Here is a 17943-nt window from a genome sequence, read left to right as displayed (position 1 = left end):
TTAACTTGAAGAAACGTATTGCTCTATTGCCCGGAGACGGGATCGGCCCTGAGGTATTAGAATCAGCGACAGACGTACTGAAAAGTGTTGCCGAACGCTTTAAACATGATTTTGAATTTGAATATGGCCTGATCGGAGGGGCGGCGATTGATGAACATAACAACCCCCTCCCGGAGGAAACCGTTTCGGCTTGTAAAAATGCGGACGCTATATTGCTTGGCGCTGTGGGCGGACCGAAATGGGATCAAAATCCTTCGGAGCTGAGACCGGAAAAAGGGCTGCTCAGCATCAGAAAACAGCTAGATTTGTTTGCGAATTTGCGGCCTGTGAAGGTGTTCGAAAGCCTTTCTGACGCTTCACCTTTGAAAAAAGAATATATTGATAACGTTGATTTCGTTATCGTCCGTGAGCTGACAGGCGGCTTGTATTTCGGCCAGCCGAGCAAACGCTATGTAAACACTGAAGGTGAGCAGGAAGCTGTAGACACGCTGTTTTATAAGCGGACGGAAATTGAGCGCGTGATCAGAGAGGGCTTTAAAATGGCGGCGGCCAGAAAAGGCAAAGTGACCTCTGTTGATAAAGCGAACGTTCTTGAATCAAGCAGGCTGTGGCGTGAAGTGGCAGAGGACGTTGCAAAAGACTTTCCTGATGTGAAGCTGGAGCACATGCTTGTGGATAACGCGGCCATGCAGCTGATTTATGCACCGAATCAATTTGATGTCGTGGTGACTGAAAACATGTTCGGCGATATTTTAAGCGATGAAGCGTCCATGCTTACAGGCTCACTCGGAATGCTCCCGTCAGCCAGCCTGTCAAGTTCAGGTCTTCATCTGTTTGAGCCTGTTCATGGTTCCGCGCCTGACATAGCCGGTAAAGGGATGGCAAATCCGTTCGCGGCCATATTGTCAGCGGCAATGCTTTTGAGGACATCTTTCGGGCTTGAAGAGGAAGCGAAAGCTGTAGAAGATGCGGTTAATAAAGTCTTGGCTTCCGGAAAAAGAACAAGAGACTTGGCACGAGGCGAAGAGTTCAGCAGCACTCAGGCCATTACAAAGGAAGTTAAGACATTAATTATGAGTGAAAATACAATTTCTAATGTGTGACAGCTTACGTTAAGCGGTCTTAGTTCATAGGTAGAGGGAGGAAATAAAAGATGATGCCTCGAACAATCATCGAAAAGATTTGGGATCAGCATATTGTCAAACATGGTGAGGGGAAACCGGATCTACTCTATATTGATTTGCATCTTATTCATGAGGTGACGTCTCCTCAGGCATTTGAAGGGTTGAGACAAAAGGGAAGAAAGGTCAGAAGACCCGAAAACACATTTGCGACAATGGACCACAACATTCCGACCGTCAATCGTTTTGAGATAAAGGATGAAGTGGCGAAACGCCAAGTGACGGCGCTTGAACGAAACTGTGAAGAATTTGGCGTGCGCCTTGCCGATCTTCACAGTGTGGATCAAGGGATTGTCCATGTCGTCGGTCCTGAACTGGGCTTAACGCTTCCGGGGAAAACGATCGTATGCGGCGACAGCCATACATCAACCCATGGCGCATTCGGCGCCCTTGCATTCGGGATCGGGACAAGTGAAGTTGAGCATGTCCTTTCCACACAGACACTTTGGCAGCAGCGTCCGAAAACACTTGAAGTGCGCGTAGACGGAACGCTTCAAAAAGGGGTAACGGCAAAGGATGTCATTCTTGCTGTCATTGGTAAATACGGGGTGAAATTCGGCACTGGCTACGTCATTGAATACACTGGGGAAGTATTCAGAAATATGACGATGGATGAACGAATGACCGTGTGTAACATGTCAATTGAAGCAGGGGCAAGAGCAGGGTTGATTGCACCTGACGAAGTGACATTCGAATATTGCCAAAACCGCAAATACACGCCAAAAGGCGAAGAATTTGACAAGGCCGTAGAGGAATGGAAGGCGCTGCGCACAGATTCTGGCGCTGTTTACGATAAATCTATCGTCTTTGACGGCAACAAAATTTCTCCTATGGTGACATGGGGCATCAACCCGGGAATGGTTCTTCCTGTCGATTCTGAAGTTCCTGCGCCGGAAAGCTTTTCCGCAGAAGATGACAAAAAAGAAGCGATTCGTGCTTATGAATATATGGGGCTGACCCCCCATCAGAATATTGAAGACATCAAAGTGGATCACGTATTTATCGGTTCCTGCACAAATTCCCGCATGACTGACCTTCGCCAGGCTGCTGATATGATCAAAGGGAAGAAGGTAGCTGACAGCGTAAGAGCCATCGTCGTTCCCGGATCTCAAAGCGTAAAGCTTCAGGCTGAAAAAGAAGGGCTTGACCAGATTTTCTTGGAAGCTGGATTTGAATGGAGAGAGTCAGGCTGCAGTATGTGTTTAAGCATGAATAATGACGTTGTTCCTGAGGGAGAGCGCTGTGCGTCAACCTCTAACCGCAACTTCGAGGGCAGACAAGGAAAAGGTGCAAGAACACATCTCGTCAGCCCGGCAATGGCTGCGATGGCTGCCATTCACGGACACTTCGTTGATGTCAGAAAGTTTTATCAGGAAAAAACAGTTGTGTAAGGAGTGCGCGAGATGGAACCTTTGAAAACACATACGGGGAAAGCGGCCGTATTAAATCGAATCAATGTTGACACAGACCAGATTATTCCTAAGCAATTTTTGAAGAGAATTGAAAGAACAGGCTACGGCCGATTTGCATTCTTTGATTGGAGATATGATGCGAAAGGTGAACCGAACCCTGAATTTGAATTAAATCAGCCTGCTTATCAAGGGGCTTCCATTTTAATAGCAGGAGAAAACTTCGGGTGCGGTTCATCACGTGAACACGCTCCATGGGCGCTTGATGACTATGGGTTTAAAATCATTATCGCGCCGTCATTTGCTGATATTTTCCACCAGAACTGCTTTAAAAACGGTATGCTGCCGATTCGTATGCCATATGACAATTGGAGAACGCTTGTCGGTCAGTATGAAAACCAGTCATTGCAAATGACTGTTGACCTTGAAAATCAGCTTATTCGTGATAGTGAAGGCAATCAAATTTCATTCGATGTTGATCCGCATTGGAAAGAGATGCTCATCAACGGCTATGATGAAATTTCATTAACGCTTTTGCTGGAAGATGAAATCAAGCAGTTTGAATCACAAAGAAGCTCTTGGCTTCAAGCCTGAAAAAGCTGCCGGCATTTGTCCGGCGGCTTTTTTAGCCTGGCGAAACCTTTCATTCCTTGTTTTTGTTCGCAGGTGTTGATACACTTGAACAAAATAAATGCCTGAAAGGAATATAGGTATGACGCATGACAAGAAAAACGCAAAAATTATTCCTTTTCCTCATCTGAAAGACCGTCTTGTGGAAAAAGGGATGTCATCACTGAAGGAAAAAAAGTATCAAGAAGCGCTTGATCTGTTTTCAGAAGCGATGAAATATGATGATACTGAATCCGATCTTCACTTAGGGATGGCCATCTGCTTTTTAGAGCTGGGCGAATTGGAAGAGGCAGAAAGCGTATGCGAGAAGATGCTAAAAGAAGGTTACGGCCATTATTTTACGGTTTTACAGGTGTACATGACCATCTTAATTCAGCTCAAAAAATACGAAGAAGTCAAAAGCACGATTGAAGCTGTTTTGGAAGAAAACCAGCTGCCTGCGGAAAGTGCCGAACAATTTTATAAGCTGCTTGATTTCAGCCGTAAAATGACCGATCCGGAACGTGAAGACGAGGCTTGGGCCGAGGAATATGAGGATACAATTGACACGGAGAAAGTGCTGGCAAGCCCTGAGGAGCAAATGAATTTAATTCATTCTTTAAAAGACCGGAATGTAGCGAAGTATACAGGTCTGCTCAAAACAATCCTTCAAGACCCCTCAGCTCACCCGAATATCAAAACGATGATCGTCATGCTGTTGGCTGAGCATCAGTATAGCAAACCCGTGCACATTACTAAATTTGGCGAGTCGCTGACCATTGAACCGTCTGAGATTGTCCCGCCTGATGCCGCACCGATTTTACACCGTGTTCTTCGGGTGCTGGATGAGACACTTGGAAATGAAAATCCAACCTTATATGCGGCAGTTGAAGAACTGTGGAGAAGACATTTATATGTTTTATATCCGTTCCAGCCGAAATTGCTTTCGGCAGACCTTTGGGCGGCTGCCCTGCATAAAGTCGGTTACGAGATGCATGGGATTGAAATTGAAAGAGAAGAACTTCATATGATGTATGAGTTTACCGACAGAGAACTCGATGAAGCGTGCACGATGATAAAAGATATTGAAGAAATTTCTTATTTGTAAATCGCGCCATATAGTTGAAAGCGGTATGTGTTATGTTATAATATAATGGTTGTATTTGTGTATAACGGGTTATAAGAAATACGGTTGGACAGGCTTTGAGTTCATTATTAACATCTATACATAATGATTCTAATCTTTGGCAGCTTTGTTTTTGTTGGACGAAGCCGAATGATTGCTTTAGAATGGAAGACCGACACAACCTGAATAGATTTTTGGAGGGAAATACATGTCTGTAAAATGGGAAAAACAAGAAGGCAACGAAGGCGTTTTAACGGTTGAAGTTGATGCTGAAACGTTTAAAACAGCACTTGATGATGCATTTAAAAAAGTAGTAAAACAAGTTTCAATTCCTGGATTCCGTAAAGGAAAAATTCCTCGCGGATTATTCGAACAGCGCTTTGGCGTAGAAGCTCTTTACCAAGATGCTTTGGATATTCTTCTTCCTGTAGAATACCCTAAAGCGGTTGAAGAAGCTGGAATCGAGCCTGTAGACCGTCCTGAAATCGATGTTGAAAAAATCGAAAAAGGCGAAAGCTTAATCTTCACAGCGAAAGTAACAGTGAAACCTGAAGTGAAGCTTGGCGAATACAAAGGCTTAGGCGTTGAAAAAGACGATGCAACTGTAACTGATGAAGATGTTCAAAATGAACTAAAAGCGCTTCAAGAGCGTCAAGCGGAGCTTGTTGTAAAAGAAGAAGGCGCTGTTGAAGAAGGAAACACAGTTGTTCTTGATTTCGAAGGTTTCGTTGACGGCGAAGCGTTCGAAGGTGGAAAAGCAGAAAACTACTCTCTTGAAGTAGGTTCTGGTTCATTCATCCCTGGCTTCGAAGAGCAGGTAGTCGGCCTTGAAGCAGGCGCTGAGAAGGATGTTGAAGTGACATTCCCTGAAGAGTATCACGCTGAAGAGCTTGCTGGCAAACCAGCTGTGTTCAAAGTGAAAATTCACGAAATCAAAGCGAAAGAGCTTCCTGAGCTTGACGATGAATTCGCAAAAGATATCGATGAAGAAGTGGAAACACTTGCTGAATTAACTGAAAAAACAAAGAAACGTTTAGAAGAAGCGAAAGAAAACGAAGCTGACGCTAAATTGCGTGAAGAGCTTGTTCTGAAAGCTTCTGAGAATGCTGAAATCGATGTACCGCAAGCAATGGTCGACACTGAGCTTGACCGCATGCTGAAGGAATTTGAACAGCGTCTGCAAATGCAAGGCATGAACCTTGAGCTTTACACTCAATTCTCTGGCCAAGATGAAGCTGCGTTAAAAGAGCAAATGAAAGAAGATGCTGAAAAACGCGTTAAATCTAACCTGACTCTTGAGGGGATTGCGAAAGCGGAAAACCTTGAAGTATCAGATGAGGAAGTTGATGCTGAGCTTTCTAAAATGGCTGAAGCATACAACATGCCTGTTGAAAATATTAAACAAGCCATCGGTTCTACTGACGCGATGAAAGAAGATTTAAAAGTTCGCAAAGCAATTGATTTTCTTGTAGAAAACCGTTAATATGGTGCATAATAATAGTAATAATAAAACAGGGCGCGAATCATTCGTGCCTTGTTTTGTACAATTATGATATATCTCTTTTTCTTGGGGCAAGATAGTTAATGCAGGGCTGTTTTTTGTCATACATATAGAATGTGCAAGTCAGAAACACATTGTTACCGTCTTTTTGGAAAGTATGGTAAAATGCAATACATACTCGTTCGTTTCAAGAATCATTTTCTTTTGCTCTGCCGGTAAAAGAAAAAGTGAGACAAGATTAAGGGGTGAAAGAATGTTTAAATTTAACGAGGAAAAAGGACAATTAAAATGCTCGTTTTGTGGAAAAACACAAGATCAGGTTCGTAAGCTTGTAGCCGGACCTGGTGTATATATATGTGACGAATGTATCGAACTCTGCACTGAAATTGTGGAGGAAGAACTCGGAACTGAAGAAGAAGTAGAATTTAAAGACGTACCGAAGCCTCAGGAAATTCGCGAAATTCTGAATGAATATGTCATCGGACAGGATCAAGCGAAGAAATCACTCGCTGTTGCTGTGTATAACCACTATAAGCGCATTAACTCCAACAGTAAAGTTGATGATGTTGAGCTTTCAAAAAGTAATATTTCATTAATCGGTCCTACAGGAAGCGGTAAAACCCTTCTGGCGCAAACATTGGCCCGCATTTTAAATGTGCCGTTTGCGATTGCGGACGCTACGTCTTTGACTGAAGCTGGATATGTGGGTGAAGATGTAGAGAATATTCTCTTGAAGCTCATCCAAGCTGCTGATTATGATGTAGAAAAAGCCGAAAAGGGCATTATTTATATTGATGAAATCGATAAAGTGGCAAGAAAATCAGAAAACCCGTCTATTACACGTGACGTGTCAGGTGAAGGAGTACAGCAGGCATTGCTTAAAATTCTTGAGGGTACAGTGGCAAGCGTGCCGCCTCAAGGAGGACGTAAGCACCCTCATCAAGAATTCATTCAAATTGACACAACAAACATTTTGTTCATTTGCGGCGGTGCTTTCGATGGTATCGAGCAAATCATCAAACGCCGTTTAGGTCAAAAAGTGATTGGATTCGGTGGGGACAATAAAGCTGCTGATCTTGAGAAAGAAGATCTTCTTTCAAAAGTGCTTCCTGAAGACTTGCTCCGCTTCGGGTTAATTCCTGAATTTATCGGACGTCTTCCGGTTATTGCGAGCCTTGAAAAGCTTGACGAAGAAGCATTGGTTGCGATTTTAACAAAACCGAAAAATGCTCTTGTTAAGCAATTCAAGAAAATGCTTGAGCTTGACAATGTTGAGCTTGAGTTTGAAGAAGGAGCGCTTTCTGAAATTGCTAAAAAAGCAATTGAACGTAAGACTGGAGCGCGCGGACTCCGTTCTATCATTGAGGGCATCATGCTTGATGTGATGTTTGATCTGCCTTCTCGTGATGACATTGAAAAATGTGTGATTACCGGGGCAACTGTGACACACGGAGAGCTTCCCCGCCTCTTATTAAAAGACGGCACTGAGGTAAGCCAAGATAAAACATCTGCATAAAGATAAGCACAAACCTCCTGAGTGGTGACATTCAGGAGGTTTTTTGTCGTGCAAACTCTTCCGGAAAAACGTTTATTCCCGTCTTCTGTGGGAGATACTAGCATTCAGAGGAATGAATTGGATACATAAATTGTTTTTCAGGAGGGACCATCATGAGTTGGACAGGGATCGCGTTATTTATTCAGCTGTTTTTTGGGATCATCATCGGTTTGTATTTTTGGAATTTGCTTAAAAATCAAAGGACACAAAAGGTCACGATAGATAAGGAATCGAAGAAGGAAATGGAGCAGCTTCGGAAAATGCGTGCCATCAGCTTGTCCGAGCCATTATCTGAAAAGGTCCGCCCCAAAAGCTTTCAAGATATCGTTGGGCAGGAAGACGGCATTAAAGCATTAAAGGCCGCTTTGTGCGGGCCCAATCCTCAGCATGTCATTGTCTATGGGCCTCCGGGCGTCGGAAAAACAGCTGCTGCACGGCTTGTGTTAGAAGAAGCGAAAAAACATAAACAATCGCCGTTTAAAGAGCAGGCTGTATTTGTGGAACTCGATGCGACAACAGCTCGTTTTGATGAAAGAGGAATTGCCGATCCGCTCATCGGCTCTGTCCATGATCCCATATACCAAGGGGCAGGAGCGATGGGACAGGCGGGAATTCCGCAGCCGAAGCAGGGTGCTGTTACCCATGCCCATGGCGGTGTGCTGTTTATTGATGAAATAGGTGAGTTGCATCCTATTCAAATGAATAAAATGCTGAAGGTGCTTGAGGACAGAAAAGTCTTTTTAGACAGCGCGTATTACAGCGAGGAAAACACACAAATCCCGAATCATATTCACGACATTTTTCAAAATGGGCTGCCGGCTGATTTTCGCCTGATTGGCGCAACGACAAGAATGCCGAACGAAATTCCGCCAGCTATCCGATCCCGCTGTTTAGAGGTATTTTTCCGTGAGCTTGAAAAGGATGAATTGAAAACAGTTGCCAAAACGGCAGCGGATAAAATTGAAAAAAACATTTCTGCTGAAGGTTTGGATCTGCTGACCAGCTTTACGCGAAACGGGCGGGAAGCCGTTAACATGATTCAAATCGCGGCGGGAATGGCGGTAACGGAGAATCGGAAAGACATTACGATTGAGGATATTGAATGGGTCATTCATTCCAGCCAGCTTATTCCGAAGCAGGAACAGAAAATCGGCGCTGAACCGCAAGTCGGCATCGTAAATGGGCTTGCAGTATACGGACCTAATAGCGGATCGCTGCTGGAAATCGAAGTGAGTGTAAGCCCGGCTCAGGACAAAGGATCCATTAATATCACAGGAATAGCTGAAGAAGAGAGTATCGGCAGCCAATCAAAATCAATCCGGCGAAAAAGCATGGCAAAGGGGTCGGTTGAAAACGTGTTAACCGTCCTCCGGACAATGGGAATGAAGCCGTCTGATTATGATATACACGTTAATTTCCCAGGAGGGATTCCGATTGACGGGCCGTCGGCAGGCATCGCCATGGCAGCGGGAATTTTCTCGGCGATTCACAAAATCCCAATTGACAATACTGTTGCCATGACGGGCGAAATCAGCCTGAATGGTCTTGTAAAACCCATTGGGGGCGTGATTCCGAAAATAAAAGCAGCTAAGCAATCCGGTGCGAAAAAAGTGATCATCCCGTATGAAAATCAGCAGACGATCCTAAAGCAGATTGACGGAATCACAATTATTGCAGTGAAGACGTTCCAGGAAGTGCTTGATGAAATTTTAGTGAATCCGCCAACAGAACAAAAACCGTTTAATATGCAAATCAATAAAGAATCCGTCTGACCCTATTTTTAAAATAGGGTTTTTTCTATGAAGGACATCTTTTCCTTTTTCATATCGGAAAGAAAGGGTATACTACGAGGAGACTGTATTATAGAAAATAGAATCATGCCGTTTATTGTACAAGGATGAAAAAGTTGTATTATAATGGTTCATACTAAAGTCACGGAGGTGTCAGTCATATGGCAGAAGAATTAAAACGCAGCATCCCGCTCCTCCCTTTAAGAGGTTTATTAGTGTACCCGACGATGGTTTTACACTTAGATGTAGGACGTGACAAGTCGGTTCAAGCCCTTGAACAGGCAATGATGCATGATCATATGATATTTTTAGCCACTCAGCAGGATATTTCGATAGACGAACCGGGTGAAGACGAGATTTTCACTGTCGGCACCTATACAAAAATTAAGCAAATGCTGAAGCTTCCGAACGGTACGATTCGTGTGTTGGTTGAGGGCCTCAAACGCGCTCAAATCGTCAAATACAATGAGTATGAGGATTACACGTCGGTCGACATTCAGCTGATTCATGAAGATGAATCAAAAGATACAGAAGACGAAGCATTGATGCGGACTTTGTTAGACCACTTTGATCAGTACATAAAAATTTCTAAAAAAATCTCTGCCGAAACATACGCCGCGGTTACAGATATCGAAGAGCCAGGGAGAATGGCAGACATCGTTGCTTCTCACCTGCCCCTTAAACTAAAGGATAAGCAGGATATTTTAGAAACGTCTGACGTCAAAGACAGACTGAACAAGGTTATTGATTTTATTAATAATGAAAAAGAAGTGCTGGAGATCGAGAAAAAAATCGGCCAGCGCGTTAAACGTTCGATGGAGCGTACGCAAAAGGAATACTACTTGCGTGAGCAAATGAAAGCAATCCAAAAAGAGCTTGGCGATAAAGAAGGCAAAACAGGCGAAGTACAAACGCTGACGGAAAAAATCGAAGAAGCTGGCATGCCTGACCATGTGAAGGAAACCGCGCTAAAGGAATTGAACAGATACGAAAAAATTCCGTCAAGTTCCGCGGAAAGCTCTGTGATCCGCAATTATATCGACTGGCTGATCGCTCTCCCGTGGACGGATGAGACAGATGATAAGCTTGATCTGAAAGAGGCAGGGCGCCTCTTGGACGAAGAGCATCACGGACTAGAAAAAGTGAAAGAGCGTATCTTAGAATATTTGGCTGTCCAGAAGCTGACAAAATCCCTAAAAGGCCCGATTCTCTGCTTGGCAGGACCTCCAGGTGTCGGGAAAACGTCCTTAGCGAAATCCATTGCAAAAAGCTTGGAGCGGAAATTTGTCAGAGTTTCACTCGGCGGAGTGCGTGACGAATCAGAGATCCGCGGACACAGACGAACTTATGTCGGAGCAATGCCTGGACGCATTATTCAAGGAATGAAAAAAGCAGGCAAGCTGAATCCGGTCTTCTTATTAGACGAGATTGACAAAATGTCATCTGATTTCAGAGGCGACCCGTCATCTGCTATGCTTGAAGTGCTTGATCCAGAGCAAAACAGCACCTTCAGTGATCACTATATTGAAGAAACCTTTGATTTATCAAAAGTGCTGTTTATCGCAACGGCAAACAATTTGGCGACGATTCCGGGTCCGCTCAGAGACAGAATGGAAATTATTAATATTGCAGGTTACACAGAAGTAGAAAAACTCGAAATCGTGAAAGACCACCTGCTTCCGAAGCAGATCAAGGAACACGGGCTTAAGAAAAGCAACCTGCAGCTACGTGATCAGGCGATTCTCGATATCATCCGCTACTATACGAGAGAAGCGGGTGTGAGAAGCCTTGAACGCCAGCTTGCCGCGATTTGCCGTAAGGCCGCAAGAACCATTGTTGCTGAAGAGCGAAAACGGATTACGGTTACTGAGAAGAACCTTCAGGACTTTATCGGAAAGCGCATTTTCAGATATGGACAAGCTGAAACAGAAGATCAAATAGGTGTAGTTACAGGGCTTGCTTATACAACCGTCGGCGGAGATACGCTGTCGATTGAAGTATCGCTCTCTCCGGGTAAAGGGAAATTGATCCTGACAGGAAAGCTCGGAGATGTCATGAGAGAGTCAGCTCAGGCTGCATTCAGCTATGTGCGTTCAAAAACAGAAGAACTTGGCATTGAACCTGACTTTCATGAGAAGTATGATATTCATATACATGTACCTGAGGGTGCGGTGCCTAAAGATGGTCCGTCAGCCGGGATTACGATGGCGACAGCTCTTGTTTCTGCTTTAACTGGACGGGCAGTTTCACGTGAAGTCGGCATGACTGGGGAAATCACGCTTCGCGGACGCGTGCTTCCAATCGGCGGATTAAAGGAAAAAGCGCTCGGCGCGCATAGAGCGGGATTAACGACCATTATTGCGCCTAAAGAGAATGAAAAAGATATAGAGGATATTCCGGAAAGCGTCAGAGAGGGCCTGACATTTATATTGGCGTCCCACTTAGACGAAGTTTTGGAACATGCCTTAGTAGGAGAGAAGAAATGAAAGTCACAAAGTCAGAAATCGTGATCAGTGCGGTTAAGCCGGAACAGTACCCTGGAGGGGGACTTCCGGAAATTGCACTGGCCGGAAGATCGAACGTGGGAAAATCGTCATTTATCAATTCGTTAATCAATCGCAAAAATCTTGCGAGAACATCATCAAAACCGGGAAAAACACAAACGTTGAATTTTTATATTATCAATGATGTTTTGCATTTTGTGGATGTACCGGGTTACGGTTTTGCCAAAGTGTCAAAGTCTGAGCGTGAAGCTTGGGGCAGAATGATTGAAACTTATATTACGTCACGCGAGGAATTGAAAGCAGTGGTGCAGATCGTTGATTTGCGGCATGCGCCGTCTAATGATGATGTGCAGATGTATGAATTCTTAAAGTATTATGGCGTCCCTGTTATTATTATCGCTACAAAGGCGGATAAGATTCCGAAAGGAAAATGGGACAAACACGCAAAAGTTGTCCGCCAGACATTAAATATTGATCCCGAAGATGAGCTGATTCTCTACTCCTCAGAAACGAAAAAGGGGAAAGACGAGGCTTGGGGAGCGATCAAAAAAATGATAAACCGGTAGAGAGTTTTCTCTGCCGGTTTTTTGTTTTATCGCATAGATTTTTTTCGTTTTATCAATAATAACAATAAACTGATTCCAATAAAGACAAACGGCCAATACTCTTTCAGAAGCGCTGTCGGAATATGCGCAGACTCAAGCCACGCCATAATGTGTTTGAAAAAGTACAAAAACAGGGAAAAACAAATCATTGATACAGCTTCATATACATATTCTTTTTTCTGAACGGCTGAAACGAAGAGCGAGAAGCCGATCATAAATAGAAGCATTTCAAAATCATCCGGCCACCATACCCATTTCGGCTTGGCGAAAAAGTGCAAACCGATCCCCAAAAGAAGCAAACCGATAAAAAAATGGGGTGTAACGGCTTCTTTTTTTCCTTGATATATAAAGGCTGCGCCTAACAGCATGAGGAGAACAGGCCATTGATCCTGCCCTGAAAACAGTTCGGCTTGGCCGCTTTCAAGCCATGCATATACAGAAGCGGCAAGCAGCAGACAAGGGAATAAAATTGATTTTTGTTTCATGCATATCACCTTCTTATTTTTAGAGCTGATGTGTAGTAAATTTCTGCTGTTTTTGGTATTGTCAATAGGAATGCTTATTGCACGTGAAGCTTTTTCTAATATAGCATAAGAATTTTAAAATCTGTTCACATTTTGCGAAAGAAACTATGTTATAATTATTATAAATAATGAATTCTATGTTAGAATGATTATAAATAAAGATTGGGTGTTGGGGGTGTAATTAAGCTATGCATATACTTGTTGTGGGAGTAGATTATAAATCCGCCCCTATTGAGATACGTGAAAAAGTAAGCTTTCAGCAGGAAGAGCTGGCAGAAGCGATGGTGCAGCTGAAAGCGGAGAAAAGCATTCTTGAAAACATCATTGTCTCAACCTGCAACCGCACTGAAATTTATGCGGTCGTCGACCAGCTCCATACCGGCCGTTATTATATAAAGAAGTTTTTAGCTGACTGGTTTCAATTAAGCAAAGAAGACCTTTCACCGTTTTTAAGGTTTTACGAAAGCGATGCGGCTGTTGAGCATTTGTTCCGTGTAGTCTGCGGATTGGATTCTATGGTTATCGGTGAAACGCAAATTCTCGGCCAGGTGCGCGACAGCTTTAAAACAGCTCAGCAAGAAAAAACGATCGGCACGATTTTTAATGAGTTGTTTAAGCAGGCGGTTACAGTGGGTAAACGGACTCACGCCGAAACAGACATTGGCTCTAATGCAGTGTCTGTTAGCTATGCGGCCGTTGAGCTTGCGAAAAAAATCTTCGGAAACCTTTCAAGCAGGCACATATTGATTCTTGGTGCAGGAAAAATGGGCGAGCTTGCTGCGGAAAACTTGCACGGACAGGGAATTGGCAAGGTAACTGTCATTAACCGAACGTACTTGAAAGCAAAGGAGCTTGCAGACCGTTTCTCTGGTGAGGCGAGAAGCTTAAATCAGCTTGAAAGCGCGCTGGCGGAGGCCGATATTTTAATCAGTTCAACCGGTGCAAGTGATTTTGTCGTGTCCAAAGAGATGATGGAAAATGCGAATAAGTTTCGTAAGGGGCGTCCGCTGTTTATGGTGGACATTGCCGTTCCTAGAGATCTTGATCCGGCGCTGAATGATCTAGAAGGTGTTTTCCTTTATGATATCGACGATCTGGAAGGCATTGTAGAGGCGAACATGAAAGAGCGCAGAGAAACCGCTGAAAAAGTTGAACTGTTAATTGAAGAAACCATTGTAGAGTTTAAACAATGGCTGAATACACTTGGTGTCGTTCCGGTTATTTCCGCATTGCGCGAAAAGGCGCTTGCCATCCAGTCAGAAACGATGGACAGCATCGAGCGGAAGCTGCCTCACTTGAGTACGAGAGAGAAAAAACTGTTGAACAAACATACCAAAAGTATCATTAACCAAATGCTCCGAGATCCGATCTTAAAGGTGAAAGAGCTTGCGGCAGATGCTGATTCTGAAGAAAAGCTGGCCTTGTTTATGCAGATTTTTGACATTGAGGAAGCTGCGGGCCGTCAAATGCTGAATACTGTTGAAAGCAGCCAAAAGGTCCATTCTTTTAAAAAGGCTGAATCAAAAGCGGGCTTTGCCCCACTTGTAAGTGAGTGAAAGCTGAATGATTGATACTGCAATGGCAAGACTTAATGAGGGGACAATCGTCATTTACGCATTAAGTGTACTCTTTTATTTTATAGATTTTCTTCAACACAACCGGAAGGCTGGAAAAATGGCCTTCTGGTTGCTTTCTATTGTCTGGACTCTGCAAACTGTGTATTTGGCCTACTTTATGTGGGTGACGGGGCGGTTTCCGGTATTAAATGTGACGGAGGCGCTTTATTTTTATGCCTGGGTTCTTGTCACGCTGTCACTTGTACTGACAAAGCTTTTACGAGTTGACTTTATTGTGTTTTTCACAAATGTAATAGGATTTTCTATGATCGCCATTCACACATTTTCACCGACAGAGCAGCAGTCAGCCGCTTTTTCCGGGCAGCTTGTATCCGAGCTATTGGTGATTCATATTACAATGGCGATTCTTTCATACGGCGCTTTTTCCCTTTCGTTCGTTTTTTCAGTGTTATATCTGTTTCAATATCGTCTGCTGAAAAAGAAAAAATGGGGGAAATGGCTGTTGAGAATAGAAGATTTGTCTAAGCTTGATTATATGGCGTATGTTCTGAATGTCATCGGGGTCCCGATGCTGTTGCTGAGTTTGATTCTCGGCGTCATTTGGGCGTATGTCTCACTAGAAACGCTGTATTGGTTCGACGCCAAAGTACTTGGTTCGTTTGTCGTCCTGCTGCTGTACAGCTATTATCTTTATATCAGGCTGATTAAAGAGCTGCAAGGAAAGGTCGCTGCACTGTGGAATACGGCTTGTTTTCTTGTGCTGATGATCAATTATTTCCTGCTTGGAAGCCTGTCGCAATTCCATTGGTTCAGTTAAATGATGTCCCAAGCAGATTCGGGAGGAAAGAAAAATATGAGAACGATTAAAGTAGGTTCCAGACGGAGCAAACTCGCTATGACTCAAACCAAATGGGTCATTCAAAAACTGAAGGAAATCAATCCTTCATTTGCTTTTGAAATTAAAGAAATTGTGACAAAGGGCGACCGAATCGTCGATGTTACACTATCAAAAGTGGGCGGAAAAGGGCTGTTTGTCAAAGAGATTGAACAAGCGCTTTTAAACGAAGAGATTGATATGGCGGTACACAGCATGAAGGACATGCCTGCTGTTTTGCCTGAAGGCCTTGTGATCGGCTGTATTCCTGAACGAGAAGACCCTCGTGATGCCCTTATTTCAAAGAATCGCGTAAAGCTTTCAGAAATGAAGGAAGGCGCTGTCATCGGCACGAGCAGTTTAAGAAGAAGCGCGCAGCTTTTGATTGAGCGTCCTGACATTACAATTAAATGGATTAGAGGTAATATAGATACGAGACTTCAAAAGCTGGAAACTGAGGATTATGATGCGATTATATTAGCCGCTGCCGGACTTTCCAGAATGGGCTGGAAGCAAGATGTTGTAACCGAATTCCTCGAGCCTGGACGCTGCTTGCCTGCAGTGGGCCAGGGGGCACTGGCGATTGAGTGCCGAGAAACGGATGACGAACTATTGGCATTGTTTTCACAGTTTACAGATGAATATACAAAACGGACTGTGTTGGCGGAACGTGCTTATTTAAACGCGTTGGAGGGCGGCTGCCAGGTTCCGATCGCAGGCTACTCCGTCTTAAACGAGCAGGATGAAATTGAATTGACAGGTCTTGTTGCTTCTCCGGACGGCAAAATCATTTATAAAGAAACCGTTACAGGAAACGATCCGGAAGAAGTCGGAAAACGCTGTGCCGCTCTTATGGCTGCCAAAGGAGCCAAAGAATTAATTGATCGTGTAAAACAGGAGCTTGATGAGGATGAAAAATGATTTTCCGCTGAAGGGAAAAACAGTGCTAGTCACCCGGAATAAGGCGCAGGCAAAATCGTTTCAGCAAAAAGTGGAGGCACTTGGCGGAAAAGCGGTTTTGACCTCTTTAATTACGTTTCGCCGCGCTTTGCCAAACGATGTTGCGAAACAGGTGAAAGAGGATCTTGCCGCGCCTGGCTGGCTTGTTTTTACAAGCGTGAACGGAGCGGACTTCTTTTTTTCTTACCTAAAGGAAAATCAGCTTATTCTTCCTGCGCATAAAAAAATTGCGGCAGTCGGTGAAAAAACGGCCCGCCGGTTGGAAACGCATAACGTATCGGTTGATGTGATGCCTAAGGATTATATCGCTGAACAATTGGCAGAGACCCTTAAGCAGCACGCTGAACCCGAGGAACGGATTACTGTGATTAAAGGTAATTTGTCACGTGATGTGGTGAAAAAAGAGCTTATCCCGCTTGGTTTTGAAGTGAAGGAATGGGTTGTCTACGAAACGATTCCGGATGAAGAAGGCATCAAGGCACTGAAAGAGGCTGCGAGTCAATACTCATTTGATTATGTGACTTTTACGAGTTCATCAACCGTACATACGTTTATGCATGTCTTAAAAGAAGAATTGAAAAAGTGGCAGATGAACAGGACGGCCTGTATCAGCATCGGACCTTTAACAAGGGACGCCCTGATGACGTACGGCATCACATCGCATACGCCTGATACATTTACAATAGATGGCATGCTTGAGTTAATGTGCAGCATGTCAAGAGAGGAAGAGAGAATATGAGTCAATCATTTAACAGGCACCGCCGCCTGCGGTCTTCAAAAGCAATGAGAGAGATGGTAAAGGAAACACGCTTGCATCCATCCGATTTTATTTATCCGATTTTTGTCGTTGAAGGGCTCGAAGGTGAAAAAGCTGTTCCGTCAATGCCTGATGTTTACCATGTATCATTGGATGTATTGAAGGATGAAGTGGCAGAGCTGGTCAAACTGGGCATCCAATCTGTTATCGTGTTCGGCATCCCAGAAGAAAAAGATGATTGCGGTACACAAGCGTACCATGATCACGGCATCGTCCAAGAAGCCATCACAGAAATTAAAAAACACTTCCCTGAGATGGTTGTTGTCGCTGATACATGCTTATGTGAATATACAGATCACGGCCATTGCGGACTTGTCAAAGACGGGGTCATCCTCAATGATGAATCGCTGGAACTTTTGGCGCAGACAGCTGTCAGTCAAGCGAAAGCAGGTGCGGATATCATTGCGCCGTCAAACATGATGGACGGATTTGTTACGGTTATCAGAGAAGCGCTTGATAAAGAAGGGTTTGTCAATATTCCGATTATGTCTTACGCCGTGAAATATTCAAGTGAGTTTTACGGCCCGTTCCGTGATGCAGCAAACAGCACGCCGCAATTTGGAGACCGCAAAACATATCAGATGGATCCTGCCAATCGTATGGAAGCCCTTCGCGAAGCACAATCAGATGTCGAGGAAGGCGCGGACTTTTTGATTGTCAAACCTTCGCTTTCATATATGGATATCATGCGTGATGTGAAAAATGAATTTACTTTGCCGCTCGTCGCTTATAATGTAAGCGGAGAGTATTCAATGGTGAAGGCTGCAGCGCAGCACGGCTGGATCAAAGAAAAAGAAATTGTGTTAGAAATTTTAACAAGCATGAAGCGTGCAGGCGCCGATCTGATTATTACGTATCATGCGAAAGACGCAGCGAAATGGCTTGCGGAGTAATTTTATTCAGTTGACAGG

The 17943-nt window shown here is 44.0% G+C and carries 15 protein-coding genes; 14 read left to right on the top strand and 1 reads right to left on the bottom strand.

Features of this window, described 5'->3' with window-relative positions; all coding sequences use genetic code 11:
* Positions 1-5 precede the first annotated feature (5 nt).
* From leuB to yihA, 9 genes are all read left to right on the top strand, one after another.
* Complete coding sequence (gene leuB / locus ABZM97_RS14150) at positions 6-1103, top strand: 3-isopropylmalate dehydrogenase (RefSeq protein ID WP_087992341.1); 1098 nt, start codon at positions 6-8, stop codon at positions 1101-1103.
* Positions 1104-1153: 50 nt separating this feature from the next.
* A complete protein-coding gene (leuC, locus tag ABZM97_RS14145) occupies positions 1154-2572 on the top strand; it encodes a 3-isopropylmalate dehydratase large subunit (protein WP_087992340.1) in 1419 nt (472 codons plus the stop codon).
* Between the two features lie 12 nt (positions 2573-2584).
* Positions 2585-3184: a 3-isopropylmalate dehydratase small subunit gene (gene leuD, locus ABZM97_RS14140; RefSeq protein WP_367386893.1), complete on the top strand. Its 600-nt coding sequence runs from the start codon at positions 2585-2587 to the stop codon at positions 3182-3184.
* Positions 3185-3302: 118 nt separating this feature from the next.
* Positions 3303-4307 carry a DNA damage checkpoint antagonist DdcA gene (gene ddcA / locus ABZM97_RS14135; RefSeq protein ID WP_367386892.1) on the top strand — a complete coding sequence of 335 codons (1005 nt, stop codon included), beginning with the start codon at positions 3303-3305 and terminating at the stop codon, positions 4305-4307.
* 226 nt (positions 4308-4533) lie between these two features.
* Complete coding sequence (tig, locus tag ABZM97_RS14130) at positions 4534-5808, top strand: trigger factor (RefSeq protein ID WP_087992337.1); 1275 nt, start codon at positions 4534-4536, stop codon at positions 5806-5808.
* Positions 5809-6079: 271 nt separating this feature from the next.
* A complete protein-coding gene (gene clpX, locus ABZM97_RS14125; RefSeq protein WP_087992336.1) occupies positions 6080-7342 on the top strand; it encodes an ATP-dependent protease ATP-binding subunit ClpX in 1263 nt (420 codons plus the stop codon).
* A gap of 152 nt (positions 7343-7494) precedes the next feature.
* Positions 7495-9153 carry an ATP-dependent protease LonB gene (gene lonB / locus ABZM97_RS14120; RefSeq protein ID WP_367386891.1) on the top strand — a complete coding sequence of 553 codons (1659 nt, stop codon included), beginning with the start codon at positions 7495-7497 and terminating at the stop codon, positions 9151-9153.
* 179 nt (positions 9154-9332) lie between these two features.
* On the top strand, positions 9333-11657 hold the full coding sequence (lon, locus tag ABZM97_RS14115; RefSeq protein WP_087992334.1) for an endopeptidase La: 2325 nt from the start codon (positions 9333-9335) through the stop codon (positions 11655-11657).
* A complete protein-coding gene (yihA, locus tag ABZM97_RS14110; protein WP_367386890.1) occupies positions 11654-12241 on the top strand; it encodes a ribosome biogenesis GTP-binding protein YihA/YsxC in 588 nt (195 codons plus the stop codon). The genes lon and yihA overlap by 4 nt, the downstream gene beginning before the upstream one ends.
* Positions 12242-12267: 26 nt before the next feature.
* On the opposite strand, the gene ABZM97_RS14105 is transcribed toward yihA, so the two are convergent.
* Positions 12268-12765: a hypothetical protein gene (locus tag ABZM97_RS14105; protein ID WP_087992332.1), complete on the bottom strand. Its 498-nt coding sequence runs from the start codon at positions 12763-12765 to the stop codon at positions 12268-12270.
* 227 nt (positions 12766-12992) lie between these two features.
* Between ABZM97_RS14105 and hemA the strand changes: the two genes are divergently transcribed.
* The 5 genes from hemA to hemB are packed head-to-tail and all read left to right on the top strand — an operon-like array spanning position 12993 to position 17925.
* Positions 12993-14360 (top strand): glutamyl-tRNA reductase, encoded by a 1368-nt coding sequence (gene hemA / locus ABZM97_RS14100; RefSeq protein WP_087992331.1) that lies wholly within the window; start codon positions 12993-12995, stop codon positions 14358-14360.
* Between the two features lie 7 nt (positions 14361-14367).
* Positions 14368-15198: a cytochrome c biogenesis protein gene (locus ABZM97_RS14095; RefSeq protein ID WP_087992330.1), complete on the top strand. Its 831-nt coding sequence runs from the start codon at positions 14368-14370 to the stop codon at positions 15196-15198.
* A gap of 36 nt (positions 15199-15234) precedes the next feature.
* Positions 15235-16176, top strand: coding sequence for a hydroxymethylbilane synthase (gene hemC, locus ABZM97_RS14090; RefSeq protein ID WP_087992329.1), 942 nt, complete (start codon positions 15235-15237; stop codon positions 16174-16176).
* Complete coding sequence (hemD, locus tag ABZM97_RS14085) at positions 16166-16954, top strand: uroporphyrinogen-III synthase (protein WP_202327019.1); 789 nt, start codon at positions 16166-16168, stop codon at positions 16952-16954. The genes hemC and hemD overlap by 11 nt, the downstream gene beginning before the upstream one ends.
* Positions 16951-17925, top strand: a complete 975-nt coding sequence (gene hemB / locus ABZM97_RS14080; protein ID WP_202327026.1) for a porphobilinogen synthase — start codon at positions 16951-16953, stop codon at positions 17923-17925. The genes hemD and hemB overlap by 4 nt, the downstream gene beginning before the upstream one ends.
* The last annotated feature ends 18 nt before the right edge of the window (positions 17926-17943 follow it).

Source organism: Bacillus vallismortis (assembly GCF_040784915.1).
GTDB lineage: Bacteria > Bacillota > Bacilli > Bacillales > Bacillaceae > Bacillus > Bacillus subtilis_G.
The sequence above is the reverse complement of the archived record's forward strand: the minus strand, read 5'-3'. Positions and strand labels throughout refer to the sequence as shown.

Bases quoted from the DNA above. Each gene is read 5' to 3' on its own strand.
- hemD (WP_202327019.1), top strand. From the start codon at position 16,166: ATGAAAAATGATTTTCCGCTGAAGGGAAAAACAGTGCTAGTCACCCGG.
- lonB (WP_367386891.1), top strand. From the start codon at position 7,495: ATGAGTTGGACAGGGATCGCGTTATTTATTCAGCTGTTTTTTGGGATC.
- ABZM97_RS14105 (WP_087992332.1), bottom strand. From the start codon at position 12,765: ATGAAACAAAAATCAATTTTATTCCCTTGTCTGCTGCTTGCCGCTTCT.
- yihA (WP_367386890.1), top strand. From the start codon at position 11,654: ATGAAAGTCACAAAGTCAGAAATCGTGATCAGTGCGGTTAAGCCGGAA.
- ABZM97_RS14095 (WP_087992330.1), top strand. From the start codon at position 14,368: ATGATTGATACTGCAATGGCAAGACTTAATGAGGGGACAATCGTCATT.
- leuC (WP_087992340.1), top strand. From the start codon at position 1,154: ATGATGCCTCGAACAATCATCGAAAAGATTTGGGATCAGCATATTGTC.
- ddcA (WP_367386892.1), top strand. From the start codon at position 3,303: ATGACGCATGACAAGAAAAACGCAAAAATTATTCCTTTTCCTCATCTG.
- hemC (WP_087992329.1), top strand. From the start codon at position 15,235: ATGAGAACGATTAAAGTAGGTTCCAGACGGAGCAAACTCGCTATGACT.
- hemB (WP_202327026.1), top strand. From the start codon at position 16,951: ATGAGTCAATCATTTAACAGGCACCGCCGCCTGCGGTCTTCAAAAGCA.
- tig (WP_087992337.1), top strand. From the start codon at position 4,534: ATGTCTGTAAAATGGGAAAAACAAGAAGGCAACGAAGGCGTTTTAACG.
- clpX (WP_087992336.1), top strand. From the start codon at position 6,080: ATGTTTAAATTTAACGAGGAAAAAGGACAATTAAAATGCTCGTTTTGT.
- lon (WP_087992334.1), top strand. From the start codon at position 9,333: ATGGCAGAAGAATTAAAACGCAGCATCCCGCTCCTCCCTTTAAGAGGT.
- leuD (WP_367386893.1), top strand. From the start codon at position 2,585: ATGGAACCTTTGAAAACACATACGGGGAAAGCGGCCGTATTAAATCGA.
- hemA (WP_087992331.1), top strand. From the start codon at position 12,993: ATGCATATACTTGTTGTGGGAGTAGATTATAAATCCGCCCCTATTGAG.